21 protein-coding genes are annotated in these 25,659 nt (G+C 46.0%); 10 read left to right on the top strand and 11 right to left on the bottom strand.

Features of this window, described 5'->3' with window-relative positions; translation table 11 throughout:
* Nucleotides 1-124: 124 nt before the first annotated feature.
* From DVY93_RS09795 to DVY93_RS09810, 4 genes are all read right to left on the bottom strand, one after another.
* Nucleotides 125-1,480, bottom strand: coding sequence for a peptide MFS transporter (locus tag DVY93_RS09795; protein ID WP_230710567.1), 1,356 nt, complete (start codon nucleotides 1,478-1,480; stop codon nucleotides 125-127).
* A gap of 311 nt (nucleotides 1,481-1,791) precedes the next feature.
* On the bottom strand, nucleotides 1,792-2,229 hold the full coding sequence (locus DVY93_RS09800) for a hypothetical protein (RefSeq protein ID WP_193005517.1): 438 nt from the start codon (nucleotides 2,227-2,229) through the stop codon (nucleotides 1,792-1,794).
* Nucleotides 2,230-2,400: 171 nt separating this feature from the next.
* Nucleotides 2,401-3,984 (bottom strand): apolipoprotein N-acyltransferase, encoded by a 1,584-nt coding sequence (gene lnt, locus DVY93_RS09805; protein ID WP_230710568.1) that lies wholly within the window; start codon nucleotides 3,982-3,984, stop codon nucleotides 2,401-2,403.
* A gap of 243 nt (nucleotides 3,985-4,227) precedes the next feature.
* A complete protein-coding gene (locus DVY93_RS09810) occupies nucleotides 4,228-5,127 on the bottom strand; it encodes a CBS domain-containing protein (RefSeq protein ID WP_193005519.1) in 900 nt (299 codons plus the stop codon).
* A 251-nt stretch (nucleotides 5,128-5,378) separates the two neighbouring features.
* Between DVY93_RS09810 and DVY93_RS09815 the strand changes: the two genes are divergently transcribed.
* Nucleotides 5,379-6,734: an Lnb N-terminal periplasmic domain-containing protein gene (locus DVY93_RS09815; protein ID WP_230710569.1), complete on the top strand. Its 1,356-nt coding sequence runs from the start codon at nucleotides 5,379-5,381 to the stop codon at nucleotides 6,732-6,734.
* A 29-nt stretch (nucleotides 6,735-6,763) separates the two neighbouring features.
* On the opposite strand, the gene DVY93_RS09820 is transcribed toward DVY93_RS09815, so the two are convergent.
* Nucleotides 6,764-7,357: a YcgN family cysteine cluster protein gene (locus tag DVY93_RS09820; RefSeq protein ID WP_198334453.1), complete on the bottom strand. Its 594-nt coding sequence runs from the start codon at nucleotides 7,355-7,357 to the stop codon at nucleotides 6,764-6,766.
* Nucleotides 7,358-7,502: 145 nt separating this feature from the next.
* On the opposite strand from DVY93_RS09820, the gene DVY93_RS09825 reads away from it, so the two are divergent.
* From DVY93_RS09825 to mutY, 4 genes are all read left to right on the top strand, one after another.
* Nucleotides 7,503-8,240, top strand: a complete 738-nt coding sequence (locus DVY93_RS09825; protein WP_230710570.1) for a dienelactone hydrolase family protein — start codon at nucleotides 7,503-7,505, stop codon at nucleotides 8,238-8,240.
* Between the two features lie 423 nt (nucleotides 8,241-8,663).
* The gene (gene ylqF / locus DVY93_RS09830) at nucleotides 8,664-9,620 is read left to right on the top strand and encodes a ribosome biogenesis GTPase YlqF (protein WP_198334451.1); all 957 of its coding nucleotides are present in this window, start codon (nucleotides 8,664-8,666) and stop codon (nucleotides 9,618-9,620) included.
* A 23-nt stretch (nucleotides 9,621-9,643) separates the two neighbouring features.
* Nucleotides 9,644-10,564: a GIY-YIG nuclease family protein gene (locus DVY93_RS09835; protein ID WP_198334450.1), complete on the top strand. Its 921-nt coding sequence runs from the start codon at nucleotides 9,644-9,646 to the stop codon at nucleotides 10,562-10,564.
* 142 nt (nucleotides 10,565-10,706) lie between these two features.
* The gene (gene mutY, locus DVY93_RS09840) at nucleotides 10,707-11,966 is read left to right on the top strand and encodes an A/G-specific adenine glycosylase (protein WP_230710571.1); all 1,260 of its coding nucleotides are present in this window, start codon (nucleotides 10,707-10,709) and stop codon (nucleotides 11,964-11,966) included.
* Nucleotides 11,967-12,072: 106 nt separating this feature from the next.
* Here the strand turns inward: mutY and DVY93_RS09845 are convergent, their stop codons facing one another.
* Together DVY93_RS09845 and rapA are read right to left on the bottom strand one after the other, a co-directional pair.
* Entirely contained in the window at nucleotides 12,073-12,975 is a 903-nt protein-coding gene (locus tag DVY93_RS09845; protein ID WP_193005526.1) for an acyl-CoA thioesterase, read from the bottom strand.
* Between the two features lie 348 nt (nucleotides 12,976-13,323).
* Nucleotides 13,324-16,212, bottom strand: coding sequence for an RNA polymerase-associated protein RapA (gene rapA, locus DVY93_RS09850; RefSeq protein WP_198334448.1), 2,889 nt, complete (start codon nucleotides 16,210-16,212; stop codon nucleotides 13,324-13,326).
* Nucleotides 16,213-16,536: 324 nt separating this feature from the next.
* Between rapA and DVY93_RS09855 the strand changes: the two genes are divergently transcribed.
* Nucleotides 16,537-17,481, top strand: coding sequence for a D-2-hydroxyacid dehydrogenase (locus DVY93_RS09855; RefSeq protein ID WP_230710572.1), 945 nt, complete (start codon nucleotides 16,537-16,539; stop codon nucleotides 17,479-17,481).
* 18 nt (nucleotides 17,482-17,499) lie between these two features.
* Here DVY93_RS09855 and DVY93_RS09860 read toward each other — a convergent pair whose 3' ends face one another.
* Together DVY93_RS09860 and DVY93_RS09865 are read right to left on the bottom strand one after the other, a co-directional pair.
* Nucleotides 17,500-19,104: a flavin-containing monooxygenase gene (locus DVY93_RS09860; protein WP_230710574.1), complete on the bottom strand. Its 1,605-nt coding sequence runs from the start codon at nucleotides 19,102-19,104 to the stop codon at nucleotides 17,500-17,502.
* Nucleotides 19,105-19,240: 136 nt separating this feature from the next.
* Complete coding sequence (locus DVY93_RS09865; RefSeq protein ID WP_230710576.1) at nucleotides 19,241-19,954, bottom strand: RluA family pseudouridine synthase; 714 nt, start codon at nucleotides 19,952-19,954, stop codon at nucleotides 19,241-19,243.
* Nucleotides 19,955-20,318: 364 nt separating this feature from the next.
* Between DVY93_RS09865 and trxA the strand changes: the two genes are divergently transcribed.
* From trxA to DVY93_RS09880, 3 genes are all read left to right on the top strand, one after another.
* Nucleotides 20,319-20,645, top strand: a complete 327-nt coding sequence (gene trxA, locus DVY93_RS09870) for a thioredoxin (protein WP_193005531.1) — start codon at nucleotides 20,319-20,321, stop codon at nucleotides 20,643-20,645.
* A gap of 538 nt (nucleotides 20,646-21,183) precedes the next feature.
* Entirely contained in the window at nucleotides 21,184-22,452 is a 1,269-nt protein-coding gene (gene rho, locus DVY93_RS09875; protein ID WP_068403707.1) for a transcription termination factor Rho, read from the top strand.
* Nucleotides 22,453-22,939: 487 nt separating this feature from the next.
* On the top strand, nucleotides 22,940-23,179 hold the full coding sequence (locus tag DVY93_RS09880; protein ID WP_193005532.1) for a hypothetical protein: 240 nt from the start codon (nucleotides 22,940-22,942) through the stop codon (nucleotides 23,177-23,179).
* A gap of 153 nt (nucleotides 23,180-23,332) precedes the next feature.
* On the opposite strand, the gene ypfJ is transcribed toward DVY93_RS09880, so the two are convergent.
* A complete protein-coding gene (gene ypfJ, locus DVY93_RS09885) occupies nucleotides 23,333-24,217 on the bottom strand; it encodes a KPN_02809 family neutral zinc metallopeptidase (protein ID WP_193005533.1) in 885 nt (294 codons plus the stop codon).
* Nucleotides 24,218-24,754: 537 nt separating this feature from the next.
* Between ypfJ and DVY93_RS09890 the strand changes: the two genes are divergently transcribed.
* Entirely contained in the window at nucleotides 24,755-25,093 is a 339-nt protein-coding gene (locus DVY93_RS09890) for a hypothetical protein (protein WP_193005534.1), read from the top strand.
* 217 nt (nucleotides 25,094-25,310) lie between these two features.
* Here DVY93_RS09890 and DVY93_RS09895 read toward each other — a convergent pair whose 3' ends face one another.
* Entirely contained in the window at nucleotides 25,311-25,610 is a 300-nt protein-coding gene (locus tag DVY93_RS09895) for an integration host factor subunit alpha (protein ID WP_193005535.1), read from the bottom strand.
* Between the last annotated feature and the right edge of the window lie 49 nt (nucleotides 25,611-25,659).

A 25,659-nucleotide genomic window follows, 5' to 3' on the forward strand; every position in this document is an offset into this window, starting at 1 on the left:
AACTTCTTTGCTGTTGCGACTCCGGTATGTCCTTGCCGATAGTATGATATGACTTTGAGCTTAAAGTCCAGATCGTAACGCATAAAAATACCCCATAAGTTGTGTCCAACTTATGGGGGTCAGTTCACATCTGGCCCTGCATGCCTTTTGGTGCAAGTTTAGTCATCGACGACAGGCCAACAGGGCTAAGCGCCAACTCACCAAGCGTCAGCAGCAGCAAACTACCTACTAACCACAGCGGTGAAGCCAAGCCACCATCGCTATTCAAGATGCTTTTTGACGCAAAAATCATCAGCGTAAAGCCCGCCGCTGCAAGCAGCATACCTAGCGCGAATTTCGCCATACTGCTCGGCTCAAGTCCTCGGTTACCAAGCTTGACCCAGATAATACTCACGATAGGCGCTAGTAACAAAATAAACAAAGGGTTCAATGACTGGAACCAAATACTTGGTATCTCAAAACCTAAAACATTAAGGTCCGTATAACGATCAGCAAACAAGTTAAACGACGTTGGCTGCTGCTCAAAACTTGACCAAAATAGCGTCGAGCCAATGATTAAGATAAAGCAAATCAGTAGACGCAGTTTGTCTGTTTTATCTAGGCGCGGTGAAATAAACATAATAGCAAAGTACGATATGACCACGGCTGCGATGATATAGGTCATGTACTCCGCAACCATTTCAGGGTTGAACGCTATCGTACCAGTTGAGACTAGTAGCACGACTGCCACGAGTAGCCCAACAAAACCTGCGACCCAAAGACCTATGTTTTTATAGCGATCATTGGAGCGCTCCCACTCAGCGGTAATACCTTTGGCTCGCGCATAGCGCGTTAAGTTCTTTTGTGCAGCAAAACGATAGACCAATAAGGATACCAGCATACCAAGACCACCAACACCAAAACCTACGTGCCACATGCCTTGTTCTTTAAACACCCCGACGATAAGCGCGGCCAATAGCGCCCCAATATTAATACCCATATAAAACAAGGTAAAGCCACCATCACGGCGTACGTCCCCTTTAGTATAAAGGGCGCCGACCATCACCGAGATACAGGTTTTAAATAAACCTGAGCCTAAAACAATACATATCAAACCGACGAAAAACAGCGTCATACCAAACATGGCCGAGAGTGCAATACACAAGTGACCAAGGGCGATGACAATACTCCCCCACCACAATGCGCGCTCTTGACCGAGCCAGTTATCTGCCAACCAACCGCCCGGCACGGCTGCCAAATATAATGAACCAGCGAAAATACCATAAATAGCTGAAGCGGTGACTTCATCAAAGCCAAAACCACCGCTGCCAACTGTCGCTACCATAAAGAGTACCAATAGCGGACGAATACTATAATAGGAAAATCGCTCCCACATCTCGGTAAAAAATAGCGAGCGTAATGGCTTGGGATGTCCCATAAAACCATTATCTAGTGCTTCTAGTTCAGCAGCCCTAGCCCCTGATTTTGTTTCTGTACTCATAACTTTATTCCTTTAAAGACCACTGTAGTAATGACCAAACCTCTAATTATTTCGTTAAGCGGTCATATAGGCGCATTATTGTTTCACTTGGTTATAATCAAGTAAAGAAAAAGTTGGCTAATAATTACACAAATACCCACAAAAAAGCTCGCTCTCATGTGAGAGCGAGCTTTTATTTTTTAGTAGGGACGATCACACTAACATAACGGTAGTGCTGCTACCCTCAAGCCTTGAGCATCAGTGTGTCTTGCGCTGCCACTGACATCCTGAGCTTTTCTACACTTATATAACGAAACAATAATCTGGTAAATTTATTGCGCAGTGGCTACGTCGCCTGCATCTAAATCCCCATCGGCTTGCTCAGCGGTTAAATCCGCATCTGCAACGGCAGCTTGGCTTACGGTGCCAGAGGCCGTGGCCGTACCAGCTTCTGCGGCAACCACCGCACTGTCTGCCGCGATCGTTGGTGTCACGGTTGCATCTGCAGCCGTATCGGGAGCGGCGGCGTCAGTATCTGCTTCTGCAGCCACTGTCGCGGTCTCAGCTGGCGCGGCATCTTCAGCAGCAATCGCTTCTGCTTCATCAGCTGCAGCCGATGCTTCGGTAGGCTCGGCCGTAATGTGTTCGCCTGCTGGACGCAAAAACCCAGAAACACCAATAAGTAAGACAATACCTAAAAACAAGGCAATGCCACCTAGAGAATATAACAGCTCTTTTTTTGGATTGTTATTGACGATACCTTCTGACATACCTTATCCACCTTGCACAAAATATTTGAAATATTGATCTATTATATCGCAATTTATACCGATTTGTTAAAACCCTTAAGTATTTAAAGGATTTATTATCGACAATTTTTGCCATCGTTCTTTATGACAAAAGTTGCTGAGATAAAAATTTCTATGATAAAAGCTGCTTACTTATTTTGTCTGCGGGCTCACACGTGCTGGTTTCGCCGCCCGTTTGCCAAAATAGCTCAAAATGAGTAGCAGCGCCATGATAAACAACATAGGATAATTACCAAAACGCATAAAAGGGGTGTTACCAACCCGCGCCTGTACATCGCCGCGTAATACAGTACGCTCAAACTGCGGCGCCCGCTCAACGATACGGCCTTTATGGTCAATAATGGCCGTCACACCCGTATTGGTCGCGCGCATAAACCAGCGACCATTTTCAAGCGCGCGCATTTGTACCATCTGTAAGTGCTGTAATGGACCGGCTGACGTGCCAAACCAAGCATCATTTGAGATGGTCAATAAAAAATCCGTATCGATGGCATTTTTACGCGTGGTGTCTGGATAAGCGACTTCATAACACACAGCCGCCCCTAAATTATGACCTCGTACACGCAGCGGCGACTGCCCCTCATCTCCTCGACTATAGCTCATAATATCTTGGCTACCGGCCAAGTTTGGCAAAATATCTAGTAAACCTTCAAACGGTATATACTCCCCGAACGGTACTAAACGCTGCTTTTTATACAGTCCGTCTGCTTGTGCGCCCAAGGCAACCACACTGTTATAAAACGGTGGGTATTTGTTGGTACTGGCATCAAACGCCGCTTCATCTTTATAAGGGATACCTGTCACCCACGTGGTGTCGGTTTCTTTGGCCATTTTGACCATTTCACTGATAAAACCAACCGCTTCCGTCTGAAACATCGGAATCGATGACTCAGGCCACAGGATAATATCGCGCCCCCATTCGGTACTGGTTAAGGTGGCGTAGATTTTCAGCGTTTCTATTTGATACTCAGTCAGCCATTTTAAATCTTGCGGAATGTTACCTTGTATGAGAGACACGGACAGATCTGGGGTGCCTTTAGGTTTCGTCCATTGCGGATTAACCAGCCATAACGCACTACTAATGACCAACAAACCCAGCGATGGAATCAGGTAACCACCGCGGCGACGTGGCAGCTCGACCACACTGGCTGCCACTAATACAGCAACGAAAGAGACGGCAAAGACACCAGCCACAGGGGCAAGTGAGGACAACCAATACTGCTCCGTAAAGGCGTACCCGACGAACAACCATGGAAAACCCGTGAATAGCCACGTTTTCATCCATTCTTGTAGTATCCACAAGGCGGCAAAAGACAACGGCTGCTTACCGACCATACGATTAAAAATCAACGCCAAAAAGCCGTGGAAAAGCCCCATTCCCAGCCCCATGAGCGCGATCATGATCAGCGCAAGCCACACGGGCGTGTCACCATAAACGTGAATAGAGGTATATAGCCAAAACGCACCAACACACCATAGCCCTGTGCCATAAGATTGACCAATAAAAAAGGCACGCTTGCCACTCATCTCAGGCAGCAATAACGCATATAGAATAGCAGGCGATACCAGCGCAAGTGGCCAAATCCCATAAGGCGCGAGTGCCAATATAAACATCGCCCCTGCCAGCCAAGCAATTAATATCGTCAGCATCATAGGCAAGCCCTTGGGCTTAACGGGATTTAGACGTTTTTGTAAATCAACAGTAGACAGACGCATAGCAGGTATCCAAAACCATATTTCCCAAAATTGTAAAGCTCTAGCCTTTAGGCAAAACCCAAGCCAAAACTGACCGTATCATGTTTTATACAGTATCTAAAAATCAAACCCGACCATGATACCAGCCTAACCTTACCCTTGGGTAAAATTGCGTAGCAAAAGCCCAATTACAAACACAAAAAAACACGACCGCAATCGTGTTCTTTAAACGTATCAATCCGTTGTGAAGTCCATATCGACGAACTAATGACTGCCTATCAGGATTTGCGACTCAGCATTCGTTTTGGTCAGCTCTAAGTTTTGGATAAAGCGCCCTTCTACATCAGTGATGGTGATTTTCCAATCATCTATCAACACGCTCTCCCCTTCAAGATCACCCACATAGCCCAGCGCCTGCATGACCAGACCACCCATTGTATCCACATCGGTATCATCAAAGTGGCTACCAAGCTCATCATTGCAGTCCTCAATCACCGTAGAGGCTTGCACCCGCCAGGTATTTGGCTTTTCAGGATCGGCAATGATATTGTTGATATCACTGTCTTCATCAAAGTCATCATGCTCATCGACGATGTCACCGACGATTTCCTCTAACAAGTCCTCCATCGTGACCACACCGCCAAAGTTACCAAACTCATCGACGACGATTGCCATATGTACTTGCGTGCGTTGCAATGAGCGTAGCAACGTATCAGAACGAGCAGTTTCACTGATGTACAGCGGCTGACGTACCAAATCTCTTAGACGTGTACTATCAATTTTTTCTTCTTGATTGCGCACCATATGGACGAGGATAGGAATCAAGTCTTTTGCCAACAAGATACCAATGACGGCGTCATCATCTTGGCTGTCAAAGACAGGATAGCGCGAGTGGGTGGTTTCAAGAATAATATCCATCACTTCGGCAATGCTTGTACTTTCGTGCAAGCCAACCACTTGCGGTCGCGGCGTCATGATTTCGCGAACTTGCGTCGCAGGCAGATCCAGCACGCCTTCTAACATATCAACCGTATCAGGCTCTAAGAACTGGCGCGAGTCTTGTACCAAACGAATCAGTTCATCACGGGTTTCGGGGGCGGTCGATAGCCAGCGTTTTAAGCCGCGCATCGACCAACTACTCGGGCTGGGAGTGTCGTCAGACATGGTTGTGTGATTTAACCTCTTTAGTTAGTGGCAATTAAAATAAAAAGTAAACAGCAGATACAACATAGATGGGGATAAAAGTAGCAAATAAAACAGCGCTTTTATGATTATATAACAAATAGACCAGTGTAAATTAGCTTCACTTTATCGTAAGGTTCATCGACATTCAACGACAAATTCACTCAAATTGTACTGTCAGTGTGTTGTAAACTTTGCTATGGTCAAAGCCTTCATTTATCAAAACTATGTCTATGTCACTCCGTTCTTTTTTTTCTCGTCTGCTTTCATCTCACTCAAATAGCCATCGTTCAGATAACGGCTTAAGCAGTCATGACGTAGAAAGACAAGAAACGTATGGCAGCCACCCACGACAGCAACGGCAGTGGCGACGTTATGTTGTGCAATTTTTCATTGCACTGGTACTACTATTGTCTGCTGTCTGGTTAGTGATGGCACTGTGGTATCACTTTGGATTATCCAGCCCAATCACTTGGCTGGCAATAATAACGATTGTAGGGTTGTTGTCGGCAATGTTTGCGGCTCACTATTTGCCTCAGTTTTTCGAAAAAAAACCCTTCAAACATAAGACGGTTAATGACACTGTTTCACAGACTAGTCCTGCCAACCCTTCTAACAGCCGCCCCTCTAACAAAAAAAGTACTCGGTTTAGATGGCTGACCGGCTTATATGCGGCGGTTTGGGTCGCTGGACTTGGCTGGTTTTTTTCTATCGAGCCCAAGCAAGAGCGCGACTGGATGGCTGAGGTCGACCGGCAGGTTTCCTACGAGCGTGATGCGACCAATCCTGATTTGATTACGCTGACCCATGTCCGTAATTTTGATTGGCATACCGACAAGGACGCGACCGAACGCTGGGAGACGCGCACGGTTGATTTGTCCAAATTATCGGGTGTCGATGTGACCAACTCGTATTGGATGGGACCACTGATTGCTCATACCTTGGTCAGTTTTCGTTTTGAAAACGATAGACCTCTTGCCTTCTCGTTTGAGATTCGTAAAGAAGAGCACGAGTCTTTCTCCGCACTCGCTGGATTCTTTCGGCGTTATGAGCTTAGCCTCATCGCGGCAGAAGAGCGAGATATTATCTACACTCGCAGTAACGCACGCGGTGAGCAGGTTTATCTGTTCCCCATTAGTCATCTGCAGCAGCACGAGGTTAGAGCCCTGTTTGACTCTTATTTGACGGCTGCTGATGAACTAAACGCCAAGCCTGCTTGGTACAATACGCTGCTCAGTAACTGTACCAATATCATCTTTTACATGGCGCGTATCGTCAGTGGCGAGCGTTTGCCATGGGATTATCGCATTTGGGTGTCGGGCTGGCTGCCAAACTATCTATATGATGTGGGTATGCTTGACGCCAATCCAAATAAGGACGGTCAGCGGTGGTCGATGGATACGTGGTATGAGCGTACTCATATCAATCCAAAAGTGCGTGGTTTTAACCATCAACTCAGTACAGAATCTGGTACTCATAGTCGCGATTTTTCTCAGCAGATTCGTCGAGACATTCCTATTCCGCCGCTTGCTGACTCGCAAGCACTCGCCGAGGCCGAGGCCAAATCTGCGGCTCAAGCTGCTAACTAACAGACTGAAAAAAGTGAGCGTTAAGCGAGCTAAGGTTTTACCCAATTGACCACACGCTCCTCCATCTCTTCATCAGACATGCCTATCTCAGAGACACAGCGTCCAGCCACCCCAATATTAGCAGCGCGCATTTGCTGCTGGGTGGCCACCACATCGCCAGTCAACAGTAGATGCCAACTCGGTAGGTTTTGGCCTTCATACAAACGCTTATAGGCACAGTGCGAGGGTAGCCACATCATGTTTGGCAAATTCTCCATGGTCAACTGTATACAGTCCGGTACGTGCTCTTGACGCGTCGCGTAATGCTGACAGTAGCCAGTCGCACAATCCATCAGCTGACAGGTCACATCGGTATATTCGACCAACTCTTCATCGTCATCATTGTCGATGTATTTGATTAAGCAGCAACTACCGCAGCCATCGCACAGCGCTTCCCATTCACTATGATTTAGCTCTGCCAATGCAAAGCGTGTCCAAAACTGTGGGCGTAATGGCTCAGCCACGGCGGATTCAGGAAACAAAGTCGCAGAATGCCCCGACTTAACAGTTGAGTGATGGTCTAAGTCAGAGCCTGAATCAGAAGCCGAGTTAACAGCATGTTTATTAAACAAATTGATAGTCATAAAGTGGCAGTAGCATTTTGATAAAGAGCGTTACAGTATTATAGCTGTTTTTGCTTAACATGGGCGTTAAGGTAGTAAAAGTAAGAAAAACGACAAGCCCTACATACAGACAAATAAAACTCATAACATAAAAAAGGACAATAATATGTCAATTAAGACTTTCGAATTAATCAGTACCACTGATAATGACATCGAGCTGATCAGCTATGTGGCGCTGCCAGAAAGTGCGTCAGATGAAAAGCCAGCGCCAGGTATTTTAGTCGCTCCAGAATGGTGGGGGGTGGTTGATCATCCAAAATCAGTCGTGGAACGCTTAGCAGAAGCAGGCTATGCCGCCGTTGCTATGGATGTTTACGGTGAAGGCAAGCTGACCACCGATGCGGCGATGGCAAACATGTGGATGGAGCAAGTACTTGCCGATCAAGATGCACTAATGGCACGTTGCCGTTTAATTCTCAATGATTTTAGTGATCAATTGGCGGTCGACGGCGACAACCTAGGCGCAATCGGCTATTGCTTTGGCGGTAAAGTCGTACTCGACATGGCACGCGAAGGTATGCCTTTAAAAGCAGTCGCAACTTTCCATGGTAACCCATCAGCCAAACAGCCAGCGGACAAAAACTTTAAAGCAAAAGTACTGGTGGCTCATGGTCGCGACGACTCAATGGTATCGATGGATGCGATTGAAGGCCTCAAAAAAGAGCTGGATGCTGCTGATGTGGACTACACGATTGATGTTTATGACAATGCAAAACACGGCTTTACCAACCCCCATGCTGATGAGCGCGCCGCCAAAAATGAGGTGGATCTGGGTTACAATGAAGCGGCTGCCAACCAAAGCTGGGAGAATATGCTGGAGTTTATGAAGACCAACTTGGCATAAGCATTTAAGCAGTAATAAAAAAGATCGCTAAGACATCTTTGTCTACAGCTCTAGTGTAAACGCGGTACAAGGGCAGCTTAAATATGAAGCTGCCCTTTTCTTTTGGGTAGCGATTTTATCGATGATTTTTTGCCTCAATGATCGCTGACAAAATAAGCCAATAAATAAACAGCTGTCTTAAGATGTATGGCACAGGATCACTTGATAACAAGCGCTATGATTGGCTATTTAATACCTGTCCAACCGCCCATAAGGAGCCAGCTGATCAGTCATAAGAGTCACCTTGCGCTATGGTTGGGTGAAATTGTACCGTGAGCATGCTGGTTCTGTAGTAAACTGAACCCCATGACTAAAGACACAGCTAAATTGAGCATGATCTGTCTTTAGCGCTAAACTCTATGAATAACAAGGTTATAAAAGCAGATGGATAAGAGAGCAAGTATTCAGTGGTTCCCCGGGCACATGAACAAAGCCCGCAACGAAATCAAAGAAATCATGCCGCAGATGGACGTGGTCATCGAAGTGATTGACGCGCGCATTCCTCATAGCAGTGAAAACCCGATGGTCGCGGCATTACGCGGCGAAAAACCAGTCATCAAGATCTTAAACAAAGCCGATCTTGCTGATCCTGACTTGACCCAAGCATGGATGGATCATCTTGAGCAGCAAAATGGTGTCAAAGCGATTGCGTGCGATACCGATAAAGCCAATGACGTAAAACGTATTATCGCAATCTGTAAACAACTTGTACCTAACAAAGTCGGCACAGGTCGCCAAATCAAAGCCATGATTATGGGTATTCCAAACGTTGGCAAATCAACGTTGATTAACACATTGGCTGGGCGCGCTGTCGCAAAAACAGGGGATGAGCCAGCAGTGACTAAGTCGCAGCAGCTGATCAAACTTGATGATGACATCATGCTCTATGACACACCTGGTATGCTGTGGCCAAAGGTTGAAAACGAAAACTCTGGCTATCGCTTGGCAGCAACGGGCGGTATCCGTGACACCGCGTTTGACTTTGCTGATGTTGCCAGCTATACCGCTGAATACCTAATGCAAGCGTATCCTGAGCTGCTAAAAACTCGCTATAAAATTGACGAATTACCCAAGACCGATTGGGAGTTTTTTGAAGTGGCAGGTCGCAATCGCGGCTGCGTGCGCGCGGGTAATCAAGTCGATACCTACCGGATGTCTGAGATTCTGATCAATGAGCTGCGTAGCGCAAAAATTGGTCGTATTACGCTTGAAACACCTGCCATGATTGAGGCGGAAGAAATTGTGGTTGCTGAGCAGCGCCTTGCCGCAGAAGAGAGAAAGAAAGCCCGCGAGGAAGAAAAGCGTCTACGCAAAAAGCGTACTCGGCAGAATCGGAAGTAAACTCATTACCAATACAGGCTACTATGAATCCATCAATACCATCTGCTAAGACTATTCAAATCTATCTGCCAAAAGGTAATCCTCGCGGATTACGTTTGGCTGAAATGACAACTCGTACAGTACGTCTGATTGAAATTCCGCGCATCCATATTAATGACTTTTTTGCGATGCCAGATGCTAACCAAGTTGGTTTATATTTTTTAGTCGGTGATAGCGATAGTACAGATAAGCCGTTACTTTATATCGGCCAAACTGGCGATTTAAAAAGAAGGCTTAATCAACACAGTGAGAAAAACTTTTGGACGCGCGCTTTTGTCATGCTCTCAACCAATAATACCATGACTCAAACTCATGCTTTATATATGGAACATAAAGCAATCGCTACAGCTGTTGAAGTTGGTCGCTATGAAATAAAAAATGGTAATAATGGCAACCTACCGCATACTCCTGAACCATTAAAAGCCGACTGTGAAGAACTTTTTCACACCCTTGATGTTTTGTTATCCACATTAGGGCAACCTATTTTTGAGTCTTTAAGTATCAGTCGTTTTAATAATGTGACTACTGTTGCCGCTCCTGCTAATCAAGTAGCAATACAGACTGACAAAATCCCTCATCATTCTGAACCTATATTGTTTTATTGCAAAGCAATAGATGCCGAGGCACAAGGCTATTATAACGATGATGGCTTTGTAGTATTAGCAGGTTCGTTACTACGTAAAAAGCAAATAAATTCAGTAGGAAAATGGGGAACTCGTAAGCAAGAAGAGATGATAATTAGTAATCTTTTAGTTGAGTATGACAGTAAGTCTTATAAACTCAAGGAAGATTATCTATTTAAGACACCGAGTGGCGCAGCTCAGATCGTTACTGGACGCAATGCTAACGGTTGGTTGGTATGGAAAAATAAAGCAGGTCAAACTTTAGATAACGTTTATCGTTAATTGTAATAACCTATTGTAGTCAATAGCTTTTATCCTCTTTATTTATAGCCCCTTAAGCCTTATATACTAGTGGGCAATTATGATTGCTCACCTTTTCTCCTTTCCCAATCTATTTTAATTTTTGTTGATGAAAAACCTGCCTATGACCCAGCCAACTGCCAATTCAAACGCTACTCCATTAGACACAACTTTTAATCACTCCACCTATTCCCTCAACTCCTTCGCCCCGCGCCTACTCGATTGGTTTGCCGAAAACGGTCGCCACGATTTACCGTGGCAACAGCATCAGACCGATACGCCAAATCCTTATATCGTTTGGCTATCAGAAGTCATGCTCCAGCAAACGCAAGTCACCACAGTGCTACCCTACTTTGCGCGTTTTATGGAGACGTTTCCGGCAGTACAGGAGTTAGCTGCTGCTGACTGGGATCTGGTCGCTGAGCACTGGGCAGGACTTGGCTACTATGCGCGTGCGCGTAATTTGCATAAAGGGGCTAAGCAGTTGGTAGAAGTCATCGAGGAGACAGGTGATTTTCCGCAGACTCTAGCAGGTTGGGAGGCCATTTCTGGCGTTGGCCCATCCACTGCTGGCGCAATCATGGCGATGGGGCTGCACCGCTATGGCGTGATTTGCGATGGTAATGTCAAACGTGTACTAACGCGCTGGGCGGCGATTGATGGTGACATTACCAAGTCTGCCACGACCAAAGAGCTGTGGGAATTAGCAGAGCGTTTAACACCTGTCGATGACTCAGGATTATTTGCGCAAGCGATGATGGATATGGGCGCGACGTTATGTACTCGTAGCAAGCCTGCTTGTCTGTTATGTCCATTAAAGGGCGATTGCGTGGCCCATGCCGAGGGGCGCGAAACAGACTATCCCGTTAAAGCAAAGAAGCAGCCCAAGCCCAGTAAGTTTAGTGATGCGTTACTGATTGAAAGCTCGGATCACGACATACTCTGGGTACAGCGCCCTGATAATGGCATTTGGGGCGGACTGTGGAGTTTACCCCTACAGTTTGTAGAAAAAATTGCGGGTAAAGTGACGGGTAACACGAAAAATGCTAGCAAGAATAAGCAGTTAGACGTCCGTAGTAATGAAAAAGTCTACGAGACAGAATTTACCACTGCTGAGCAAATCATCAATGAATGGCTGACAGAAAATAAATTGGTCGCAGAATCGGTGAGTCATACTTTATTAGAGGGCGCACCTATCAAGCACTCGCTCACGCATTTTCACTGGTATTTGACCCCGCGAAAACTAACGGTTAATGCAGCGCAAATGACCGAGTTGAGTGAGAAATTGTCAGCGGCTGAGATAACCTTTCAATGGTTAACAGAACAAAAAGCGCAAGACAGTTTGGGTCTGCCTCGCGCCATGGAAAAACTGATCGAACGTTAAACTCAAAACCGATAGTAAGACTTTAACTCTAAGCGCTATTTTTAAAAATAGCGCTTTTTTATGATTGAGCGTTCTAGAATATAAGCCTAAATTTTAAGATGGGACTTTAAGACTTTGGCACACGCAAACGCATCAAACCTTCTTGTTGTACGGTGGCCACCAGCTTACCATCCTGCCAAAACTGCCCGTGGTTCAAGCCTTTAGCGTTAGAGGTCGTATCACTCCACATGTCGTACAACATCCATCCGTTTAGGTCAAAATCACGATGGAAGTGCATCGAATGGTCGATACTGGCCGCTTGCAAACCGCTAGTCATAAAGCTGACACCGTGTGACATTAGCCCCGTTCCCACCAGATAAAAATCGGACGAAAACGCGAGCAGTGCTTGCTGTATGGCCACGGGCTGATTGCCAAGCTCGCGGATACGTAACCAGTTGGCTTGTTTTGGTTTCATCGGCTCAGGATGAATCGGGTCACGCGGTTTAACGGGTTTAATCTCTACATGACGACGACGCATAAAGCGGGCTTTGAGCGCATCTGGCACCTTACCCACGTACTCTTCTTTTAGATCCTGCTCTGCCAGTAAATCTTCAGGTGGCGGATAAACGGGCATATCTTCTTGATACTCGAGGCCCTCTTCCATCGGAGAAAACGACGCGATCATCGAAAATATGACTTGCTCAACCGGCGGCTTGCCGCGCATTTCTTTATACTGAATGGCCGTCACTTCCCGTGCAGACAGACTACGACCGTCACGCAAACGGCGCACTTGATAAATAACGGGCTGATTGATGTCGCCACCACGCAAAAAATAGCCATGCAATGAATGGCAGGGTTTGTCTTTATCTAGCGTATGAGCCGCAGCCATGATCGCTTGAGCGAGCACTTGCCCCCCAAAAATACGACTGCCAACATAGTCATGGCTCTTACCCTCAAAGACATCGGGGGTCACTTCAATAAGTGCCACAGTATTAAGCAGCTCATCAATCAATTGCGAATAGTCGGACATGACAACATGTTTCCTTATTTTTATCAAAAACGCCTAATACCCAACCATATCAATTCGATATAGCAACAGATCCTTTGCGTTTGAATTTAAAATAATGTGAAATCACTTGCTGAAAGTACACAAGAGAGGTTTTAGAAAAAAATACAGTCATAGCAGCGCTATCACTCAGCATCTACTATCAATCGGCAAGATAAACATCTTACCCAATATTGAAGGCTTTGACTAGATAGTAACAGCCGACTTGCGAGTTGCTGTTTTATCCACCCAGCCAATAAAGCGATAAAAGCATTGTCGAACATAAAAAAACGAGATGTGTAGCACACCTCGTTTGTTATGACTGTCTTACCGTTAGGGCTTCACTGCTACGAGAACGCGAATAGAGTCTGGAACCAAAGATAAGTTACCAAGGGCTTGCTCTCCCTGAGCTTTTAACTGCTCTAAGCGTTCAATCTCTTCGGGGCGTACGTTAGGATTGATGGTTTGCAGATGTTTGAGGCGTTTGATTTCACGTGACCACTGTTGGCTAAAGCGCGCGCTTGCTTGCTCACCAATCTGCGTTAACTGCTCACGGGCGATGTCTTCGGCTTCATAATAACGCTGCTCAATCACATCACCACGTACTTTAATCACTTGGCGCGCACGGTTTTTATCCAAACGTTCAATGTGCGGCATAATCATATCGGCGCTAATGCGTGCAGATAAATCACTGCCCTGCTCACTGATAAAGACACGGATATTTTGCGTAGTTAAGGTCGCTGGCAAGTTGAGTACTTTTGGTGCAATCGCTTCTACGCGAAAATTCACTTCAAGTAGTACCATGCCTTGTGGTACAGCCGCGCTTTTTAACATCGCAACCGTCGTATTACCAAAGGTGCTGGTACTCGCCAGCTCATAAATGGCACGCATCAGTGGATGCTCGTGCGTGATAAAGTCGATGTCTTCACGTTGCAGCGCTTGCTCACGCTCGAAGGTGAGCGTCATGCCATCTTCATCGCCCAGCGGTAAGCCATCGATATAATCACTGATCTCGGTGCTGTCAATCGGTGCGATGACCCACGAGCCATCACGTTGAATGTTATGGTCAATATTGGCGGAGGCAAAAAAGCGCTCAATAAACTGCGGTAATAAATTGTGGCTATCAAAATCACGCATGGCATCAGCAATACGCCCCGCCACACGCGGACGACACGAGTTGTACTCCAGCAGGCGATCACGGCCCGCTTGTAGTTGCGCCTCTAGTCCCAATCGCGTTTGTAGTGCTTCTGCGATGACGTCTTGTAAGCTAGTGCGATTAACAGCCGTGTCGGCACCTTCAAGTATTGGCTTTAGCGCTTGGATATACTGCTCTTGCACACTTTGCGCGGTCGGAGAAATCTGATTAAACATATTTAGCGCATCGTTATACCACTGATAAAGACGCTCTTGCGCCGTCCCTTGGACATATGGGATGTGCAACATGATTTGCTGCGTTTGGCCAATACGATCTAAGCGGCCAATACGCTGCTCTAATGTATCAGGGTTAGCGGGCAAATCCCATAGTATCAGTTGGCTGGCAAACTGGAAATTACGCCCTTCCGAGCCAATCTCCGAGCACAATAATATCTGTGCGCCTTCGCTATCGGCGAAAAACGCCGCTGCTTGGTCACGCTCAAGCAAGGTCATCTGTTCGGTAAAAATAGCCGTCTTAATGCCAGCATGCAGACGCAATACCGCCTCTAGACTCTCAACCGTCGCACCACTACGCGCAATCAGCAACACCTTTTGCTGTTTCAGCTCGCCTCGCAATATCTCAATCAACCAAGACACACGTGGGTCATCTTCTAGCCAGCCACCATCCGGTTGGTTCTCTTCTCCCCATAACTGCTCGCGCAATTTACCATTGGTCTGATAGCTGTCTTTCCATGCTTCAGGTAATGGCAGCGGATACGGCTGACTGCTACGACCATAGAACCCTTTGACGCTCTCACGCGTGTTACGGAACAAAATACGGCCCGTGCCATGGCGATCTAGCAGCTCATTGAGCGCATAGGTTCGCAATTTTTCATCTTCATTGATTGCCGCAAGCTCATCCACGCTAATATCTAGTAAGCTACTTAACGCGGCGATTTGTCCCTCGCTTAACGGTTTATCTTCTATCAATACGCCAGCAACAGCGGCCGTCTCAGCGAAGGCTTCTTGACCATCGATAAACTCATCTAGATCATCAAAACGATCTGGATCTAATAGGCGCAAGCGAGCAAAGTGACTTTGCGCACCAAGCTGCTCAGGGGTCGCTGTTAACAGCATTACCCCAGGGGTTTCTTCTGCAAAGTCGGCAATCAAGTCATATTTATCATTGCCGCCTTGCGCTTCATCCCAATGCAGATGATGCGCCTCATCGACCACCAACAGATCAAACCCTGCATCCATCGCTTGGTCATATAAGTCAGGATGGTCGAGCAGCAGATCCATACCAGCGATAATGCATTGCTCAGTGGCAAAGACGTTTTGCTCAGGATCGTGCTCTTTGATCGCAGCAGTACGCACCAAATCAAACAACGCAAAGTTTAGATTAAAGCGACGACGCAGCTCAATCATCCACTGATATTGCAAGCTGTCCGGCACAAGAATGAGTACACGCTCAGCCTTACCAGTCAGGAGTTGCTGATGAATAATCAAACCTGCTTCAATGGTCTTACCCAAGCCCACTTCATCAGCGAGCAAAACACGCGGCGCGATACGTTTGCCAACTTCGTGCGCAATATACAGCTGATGCTCAATGATATCGACACGAGCACCCATCAAGCCTTTGAGCGGATGTCCTGCCAGCGCTGACTGCATACGCAATATGTCTTGACGCAGCTCATACCAATCGCCACGTTCAATACGGCCAGCCAGCAGACGTTCAAGCGGTTTTGCTAGCGTGATATTGGCAGCAAGACGGGTCTCCATGATTCCGCGCTCGTGCTCATCGACGCCATACTTGAGCACGCCCATTACTTCATCAACGGCATTGACGGTATAACTTTTGCCGTCTTGATCATAGATGCTATCGCCGACTTTGAACACTACGCGCGATAATGGCGCAGAGTTTTTCGCATAGACGCGCGTCTCTTCACTTTGAGGAAATAAAATATGCACACATCGGTCGTCTACATCGATGACCACGCCTAAGCCCAGCTCGGACTCCGTATCAGATAAATAACGTTGACCAACGGCGAATTCGGTGCTGTGCAATGAAGCGATAGAGATAGTCATAGGGCGATGTCTTTTGTACTCAGATGATAAGAAAATAGATAGCAACGGTGGCTATTGATAACGGCTCAGGTTACTCACGCAGCTAAGCGTCAACAGACGGGAGCGCGATGTCGTAATATAAATCAAGCCGTTCAGCCGAACCATTATATAACGTTAGCGGCTAGATGAGTGCGTTAAGTTGAATTTTCAAGAGGCACATTGCGATACCTATTAAGATTATAAGGTATTTGGCCGATTCATTTTTGACTAAAAATCCCAACGTGCTACATTAAGTCGACCACCACCCTCCACTATCGCTATGAAAAGAATAAATAAGGAACAATCATGCAAGCCGTTTTTTTAGACAAAGGCACGTTCTCTGAAGGCATCGATTTGCCCGCGCCCGCTGGCGTGAGTGATTACATCACTTATCATGACACACCAAAAGATGCGGCAGTCATCATTGAGCGCTGCCGTGATGCCGATATTATCATTACCAATAAAGTTCAAATTGGCGCAGACATCATCGCAAACTTGCCCAAACTCAAGCTGATTCAATTGACGGCTACGGGTATGAATAACGTCGATCAAGATGCTTGCGATAAACACAACGTTGCACTTTATAATGTCGCAGGTTACGCGGTCAAAAGTGTGCCAGAGCATACTTTTATGCTGATGTTGACTGCTATGCGCGCGGGTATTCATTATCATCAAAAAGTCGCTGATGGCACGTGGCTGGCAAACGGTAATTTTTGTCTACTCGATATCCCGCTGATCGATCTGGAAGACAAGACACTGGGAGTTATTGGCGTCGGCACCATTGGTAAGCGCGTCACTGAAATCGCCCGGGCCTTTGGTATGACCGTACTATGGGCCGAGCATCAAAGGTGCAAGCCGCGCAGTGATGACTATACCGCGTTTGAGGAAGTCCTTGCTCGTGCTGATGTTATCAGTCTACACTGCCCATTAAACGAACAAACCCAGCACCTTATTAACAAAGACACGTTGGCAAAAATGACCAAACACCCCCTCATTGTGAATGTGGCGCGTGGCGGCATCGTCGACAGTCAGGCTTTAACGGATGCGATCAATAATGAACAAATCATCGGTTATGCCAGCGACGTGTTCGAACAAGAACCGATCACGAATGATGATCCTTTATTAACCCTTGCCGATCATCCGCGCGTTATATTCAGCCCGCATAACGCTTGGGGCAGTAAAAGCGCCCAAGATACTTTATGGCAAATACTAAGCAAGCAAGTGGCCAACTTTATTGACAGTCAGTCATAACAACTCACAACCTAAGCATTAGCGACTAAAATGTAGCCAGTCGTCTGTTATTTTGCGGTATTTAAGCATCACGCGGTCGCTTAGATAATTGTTGGTCACGTACCAAGGATAGCGATCGCCTTGCTTGGGCAGAGTGTCTTTTGCGCGCTGAACATACCCTGCTGATAGAGCACCCATGACCGTATCCGGTTGAATGTGCGCTTGGGCACGGTCAGTTTTTGCTTGCGGCAGTGCTACTTGATACCGATGCTGATGCATGTAGCCCAGCAAGCGCACGACATACTGACACGCCAAGTCAATTTTTAGCGTCCATGAGGCGTTGGTATAGCCAAATAGCGCTACCATATTTGGTACACCTTCAATCATGACGGCCTTGTAGGTCATGCGAGTGCCAATGTCCACCGCCTGACCATCGATATAGACGGTAGCACCGCCGAGCATTTGTAATTGCAGCCCAGTGGCTGTCACAATGATATCGGCATCCAGATGTTTGCCAGATTTGAGCATGATACCTGTCTTCGTAAACTGGTCAATCTCATCAGTCACCATTTGGGCACGTGGGCCATGTAAGGCTTTGAATAGATCACTGTCTGGCACCGCACAAAGCCTTTCATCCCAAGGATTATAATCGGGCACAAAATGCGCCACATCCACATTACTGCCCTTTAGCTCTTTTTTAACACCCTGTTTTAACAACGCTTTCATCACCTTCGGCGCAAAGATGGCGGCGCGATAAATACCTTGTTGCATCAGCACATTACGTGCGCGCAATACCGTATAAGCTTGCTCCTTTGATAAAGGGGAAAACTTACCAGACAGCCAGTCGAGCGCATAATCATCACCGACGACACTGGCCACATACGTGGGCGAGCGTTGCAACAGGGTGACATGGCGTGCACATTGTTCCCCTGCCTCATCCACCAAAGCTGGCAATAGCGTCATCGCGGTGGCACCGCTACCGATGATCACAACTTTTTTGTCTTGATAGTTGAGGTTTTGCCAATGTTGCGGATGGACAATACGACCTTGAAACACCGCTTCTTGATCAAAATACGGTCGATACCCTTGCTCATAATCATAATAGCCAGTTGCACCCACCACGAAGTTGGCGGTTAGCGTAAACACTTCACCACTACGATGATTTTTAACCATCGCTGTCCATTGCTGATGACTACTTGACCAAGACAGCTGCTGCACTTCATGCTGATAACGAATGTGCTCAGTAACAGCAAACTCGCGCGCCGTATCAGCAACATAACGCTTAATATCAGCGCCTTTTGCCAACATCCGATGATCTAACCACGGGCGAAAGCTATAGCCAAAAGTCAACGCGTCAGAGTCAGAGCGAATCCCCGGATAAGTAAATAAATCCCACGTCCCTCCCAAATCTGCTCGTTTTTCTAATATCACAAATCGTTGAGTGCTGTTATGCTGATGCTGCTTCGGTTTTTTCTGACCAAACCGTCCTTTGTGCTTTTGTTGTTGTAAACGGCAGGCCATACCAATGCCTGCAATACCAGCGCCGATAATAAGCACCTCATAATCGACTGGCGGATGTGATAAAGACTTTTTAGATTTGAAGCGATTTTTAACAGCCTGTTTGGCCGCAGTCATATCAAGCATAATCTCATCCCTGTAGTTGCATGATTTTTTTACACCATAAGCTTAGTCACAATAAACGATTAACATACCATAACGTGTGTGTCCTCGCCTCTCACACAAGCTACCCCAACACAGACGAATCTAAAAAACGACCGCGCTAAAAAGGACTCGGGCTTTCCCAGTCCATCCATGCGCCAAGCGTGGGATGCTTGAGGCGCAATTGCTGCGCGTGTAGATTGAGCCTTGGGGCAATGTCCAATGCAGCGCCTTCAGCATAAATGGGGTCACCAATCATCACATGACCGACATGTACCATGTGGACGCGTAGCTGATGGCTACGTCCCGTCACAGGCTTTAACATGACCCGAGTGACGGGCTGACCACCGCACTCCTCATGAGCCACAACTTCGTACAAAGTTAACGCATGCTTTGACCAGTCATGATCGACGATATGGCGCGGTTTTGTGCTAGGCTCATAGCGTACTGGCACTGATATCTCGCCAGTAGCCCCCACACTCCCCCACTGACCAAAGACCCGCGCTTGATACTTTTTTTGTGGTAACCGCTCGATAAACTGTTTACTGATATGGGTTTGTGCCGCTGCATTTTTGGCAAAAATGAGCAGCCCTGAGGTATCCATATCAAGGCGATGAATCAACTTAACCGCTGGATTGGCACGCTCAAGACGAGCAAGCAGACTCACTTTTAACGTTTTGCCATCGACACTTAACAGCCCTGCTGGCTTGTCAACTACCCAGATATCATCGTCTTCATAAACCGTGATGTCTTGTGCAAACGCTTGAAAAAATTTAGGCGGATAGGCGTTTTCTTGCGCGTTAAGGATTTCGACTTCTTCATCAGTAAAAGGCATAAAATGGGCTACTTATATTATTAATAGACTTCAATTGAAAGTCATCGGTCTTCATGGACTAAATTTAAAATAAATTGTGAACTAAAACTTGGGACAATACTGACTTGGTAGGCAAGTATGACCGCAGATAAAGCACGTGACAGATAAAACACAACCTGTGTCGTTATGTTCGATTTATTGTGCTAAACGTAATTGTTAAACAATTTAACCAGCCTGCCTCTGCCAAGTGTGAGCAAACATGTTAATATAATGGCACATTTTTACCACTTCTAAACGATTCTTTGGCCACTCATCACGCTATTATAGAACCAATATATCAGTTGATGAATGACGATAGAAACAATAAAACAAGAGAGATAAAATTATGTCAGACCTTATTGTAAACACCACCGATGCAAACTTTGACCAAGATGTGTTGGAGTCAGATGTGCCAGTACTGGTAGACTTTTGGGCAACTTGGTGTGGTCCTTGTAAAGCGATCGCCCCTATTTTAGAAGATCTAGCCACTGAGTACCAAGGCAAAGTTAAAATTGTTAAAGTCGACGTGGATAATAACCCACAGGCAGCAAGCCGTTTTGGTATCCGTAACATCCCAACGCTATTTGTGTTCAAAGACGGCGAAAAAGTTGACTCAGTCATGGGTCTACAGCCAAAAGCTGAATTGGCAAAAGTACTAGACAAGCATCTGTAAGTGAAGCGTCGCTTGTCTTAGCCAGCCTAATACGAGCGCTCTGTACACACTATAGAATCATCAAAAAAGCTATTATCTCCCCCAGATAGTGGCTTTTTTGCTTATTTTTTATGCAAAAAGCGTCATTTTACGACTTTTTTGGCAAAATTTATTGACAACGTCATTACGAAAACCGTATAGTCTGCTGACAAGAGAAAACTAACGGTTTTCCTAAGTGTCTTATCGCTATTCTCCTCGTGTTTATCAACAAAAACACAATCGTCGTTATAAATACCATTGCTAAACGAAATGACTAAACACAATGACTGATATTGAGTTTTTGTCGCAGACTCTTATGTAGCCTTCTTTATCCTTATTTCTTATTACCTTGCATCACATGATTGCCATGCGTACATAAGCTGACCCGTAACACCCAAACTACATAAGCCCTAGCTCTGTGCACGCACCCTCTATCACCATACTATCGCTGTTTTAATCACTGTCGTGACTTGTGCTGCTAATGGCATCTCTCATCTGATCAATTGCTAATGACCTACCTATGAATCTAACTGAATTAAAGAAAAAATCAATCGCTGAGCTATTGGCCATCGCCAAAGAAATGGGACTTGATAATATGGCGCGTAGCCGTAAACAAGACATTATCTTTGCCATCCTAAAAACCCATGCCCGTAACGGTGAAGCCATTTATGGTGACGGTGTGCTTGAGGTTCTTCCGGATGGTTTTGGCTTTTTGCGCTCGTCAGAGGGCTCTTATTTGGCCGGCCCTGACGACATTTACGTCAGCCCTAGTCAAATTCGTCGCTTTAGCCTCAAGACTGGTGACAGTATCGCTGGTACGATTCGCCCGCCAAAGGATTCTGAGCGTTATTTTGCGCTACTAAAAGTCGGCGAAATCAACTTTGACACGCCAGATCGTTCACGTCATAAGCTGATCTTTGAGAATTTAACACCGCTATTCCCCACTGAACAGCTAAAGCTGGAACTTGGTAATGGCACCACTGAAGACTTGACGGGACGTATCATTGACCTCATCGCCCCGATTGGTAAAGGTCAGCGTTCAATCATCGTGGCACCGCCAAAAGCCGGTAAAACGATGCTGCTACAGTCAATCGCTCAGTCAATCACCCGCAATAATCCTGAATGCTATCTTATCGTCCTATTGATTGATGAGCGTCCAGAAGAAGTCACCGAAATGGAACGTACCGTCCGCGGTGAAGTGGTTGCCTCTACCTTTGATGAGCCGCCGCAGCGTCACGTACAAGTCGCTGAGATGGTCATCGAAAAAGCCAAGCGTTTGGTCGAGCACAAGCAAGACGTCGTCATTCTACTTGACTCTATTACTCGTCTTGCCCGAGCGTATAACACCGTTATCCCTTCATCGGGCAAAGTGTTGACTGGTGGTCTAGATGCTAATGCGCTAGAGCGTCCAAAACGCTTCTTCGGTGCGGCTCGTAACGTTGAGGAAGGCGGCAGCTTGACCATCATTGCCAGTGCCCTTATCGATACTGGGAGTAAGATGGACAGCGTTATCTTTGAAGAATTCAAAGGAACGGGTAACCAAGAAATTACCCTTGAGCGCGACTTGGCAGAAAAGCGCGTCTTCCCGGCGATTAACATCAAAAAATCTGGTACACGCCGCGAAGAGCGTCTGCTCGATGAAGATAAACTGCGTAAAGTTTGGATCTTGCGTAAATTGCTGCAGCCGATGGATGGGGTACAAGCAACAGAATTTTTATTGGATCGCCTCAAAGAAGCGAAGACCAATGATGAGTTCTTTGAACAGATGAAGCGCAAATCACAGAATTAATCCGCTGTTCCAAGCTTAGCCCAATACTTTTTCGGTTGGCTCAGCAGAGACTTACCGTCATTAATGAAGACCGCCTTTGTGCGGTCTTTTTCTTTTTACAAGCGGTAAAAAGATGGGTAGTAGAAACTATTAGCGGCTGATCAATACAACAGCTCTCGGCCAAGCCCTCGCAACGATACAGTGGAGAAACATAGTTTACAGGGTGTTTGCAAACTTTAGCGCTTTTACTACGCCTAGTAGCTGTGAGACAGGTTAGTATAGGTGCCAGTATAGATGTACTTTGCTATCAATCTTGATAGTAGTAGGAGTTCTGAGATATTTGCCGTCCTTACTGTAATCCTTTTACTGCACACTTCAATGATTCTTGCGGTAGCACAATCGATTATTCTAAGCTCATTGCCCAGATGTTTTAATTTAGCATGACGCATTAAAATGAGTGGCAACGGAAATATCGTTTTTTAATTTTGATAACCTAACAGGTGATACTATGAAATTTGCTAAAACTATCGCAATGACTGCTCTTACTAGCTCGGCTCTTATTATGGGCGGTTGCTCAACTGGTGGATACAATAGTGGTTTGAGTAATACAGCCAAAGGCGCGGCGGCTGGCGCGGCGGCCGGTGCTCTAATCAGAAGTGGTGGCGACAGTAAAGATATCGCTCGTGGCGCCCTTGGTGGGGCAGCCGTTGGTGGTGCAGGTGCGTATATTCTTGATAACAGCAGATAATCGCTGTATCATTACTTAAGAGACTTAAGAATCACGCCACTCTATTGTAAGGCAGTCTCGTTAAACCAGACGCCTTAGCACATAAAAAAGCCTGCAATCGACGTTGCAGGCTTTTTTGGGCATGTTTATTAATTTTTATAAAGCGCCACTATTTTATAAAGCGCCACTAAAAGTATCACAGGACTGTACGTTGCCACTCTCCAGTCCACGGGTAAACCACTGAATACGCTGCTGACTGGTACCATGAGTGAAGTTATCAGGTACTACCGCCCCACCACTGGCTCGTGCTAAGCGATCATCACCGATTTGGCCGGCGGCATTGATGGCCTCATCGATATCACCCGCTTCCAAAAACTGTACACGCTCTTGATTACGCTGCGCCCAAACCCCCGCAAAACAATCCGCCTGTAGCTCTTGTAATACTGACAGCTTATTGGCTTCTGCCCGCGTGACTTGGCGACTAGCCTCACCAACTTGCTGGGTAATGCCAAGCAGTGTCTGTACATGATGACCGACTTCATGGGCGATGACATAAGCCTGAGCAAAATCACCAGCCTTGCCTTGGTTGTCTTGACCACCAGAGCCTTGCTGGTCACCTGCAATTCCAAGATTTTGACGCATCTCTACAAAGAACGACGTATCCAAATAAACCGTCTGATCCCCTGGACAATAAAACGGACCTGTTGCCGCGCTGGCACTTCCACAGGCTGAACTGACTTGACCATTAAACAATATCAAAGAAGGCTCTTTATAAGTGCTCCCCGCTTCACTAAATATCTGATGCCAGACCTCTTCTGTATCCGCTAACACCACTTTTACAAACTGCGTATCTCGGTCGGTACTGGTCGCAGGTTCGGTAGAGGTACCGCCCCCTCCCGTTACTACTTGACCCGTTTGCAAAGCGGTCATTGGATTTACGCCAAACACCAACCACAAAATACCCGCAATAACAATACCGCCGATGCCACCACCGATCAGCTTTCCGCCCCCCTTGCTTGTACGTACGTTAGAACTGCCTCGTCTGCCTTGCCATTTCATATTATTATTCCTCAACCATACGATATATACCGCTATTCGTATTGATAGTTATTATTGATAGTTTTGCCGTTATGTGGTTTTTAGTTTAATCCTCGCTTGTATAGCTTAGTTTACTGTGTCAATTTCCTACCTTTTAATGTGTCAGTCAGTGCTGTGAACGAGTGTCTAAATGTTTTGCCTATTACTAACAAAAACACACGTCTCGCTTACCAATTCTAACTATATAATTCGCATAATGACTGAGAAAATAGAGAGAAATCAAGACAGCGAAAAACTCTGCTAACGGCTTGATGTCATTGATTATACGATGATTAATTCAAATGTTTGTATGAGAAATTATATTAAGTAAACAAAGTAAAAAATTATTTTTCACTTTTATTGTTACTTAATTGTACAACCTATTTCTATTTAGATAGAAAACGTATAGAATGCGTGGAAGCTGAGTAGCTGTGACTTAGATTAGTTGAACTCTGGGAAATCTCGGATTTCAACCTTTTTCGCTGCTACTGCTCATTTCATTTTTCCGGAGAAAACCTTATGAAACTTAAATTACTTGCTTTAGCTGGTATCATGACTGCAACTATGGGCCTAACTGCCTGTGACAGCAACAAAGAAAACGCTGCTGAAGATTTAGCTGATGCGCAAGAAGAAGTACAAGACGCTTCAGAAGAGCTAAACGAAGCTGCTGCTGAAGGCGAAGTTACTGCTGAAGCGGAAACTGGAGTTGCTGATGCTGAAGCGGCGGTTGCTGAAGCAGAAGCTGACATCGACGCTACTGCAACTGACCTAACAGATCCTACAGTGGCAGAACCTGTAGTTGCTGATCCAGCTGTTGACGCTGCTGACGAAGTTGTAGTTGTTGAAGAAGCTCAGTAATTTTTATTGCATAAGCGATAAATAGACTGTAGTAAAAAAGAGAGCGTGTGCTCTCTTTTTTTATGCCTATTATTTTATAGGCCTTAATAAATATGACTCATATTTCATTTTCGTTGCCGCCTCTAAGTAGTTAGTGTAAGCCACCAACCATTTGATGCCTTACAAGGCGATAGCGTCAATAGTTAAATTATCAACAAAGTAACTGCGCCAGTTTACATTAAGCATCAAACAGACGCTCATCGACTTTTTGACGGAATTTTTGTCCCGTTTTAAAGGTCACCACACGGCGTGCAGATACTGCAACAGGCTCTCCTGTTTTAGGATTACGACCTGGACGGCTATTTTTATCTTTCAGTTCGAAGTTGCCAAAGCCTGAAAGCTTGACCTCTTTGCCATCAATCAAACTCTCTGACAATTCATCAAAAAAACTCTCCACCAAACAGCGGCCTTCTTGGCGTGTGAGGTTAAGATGACTCATCAAATGCTCAATCATGTCAGATTTGGTTAAGGTGCTCACAGTACGACTCCTATGCTATGTCGTGATGTCAAATATCATGGTTTAGCGG

It is taken from the genome of Psychrobacter sp. CCUG 69069, from assembly GCF_021023115.1.
In the GTDB taxonomy this organism is placed as follows: domain Bacteria; phylum Pseudomonadota; class Gammaproteobacteria; order Pseudomonadales; family Moraxellaceae; genus Psychrobacter; species Psychrobacter namhaensis.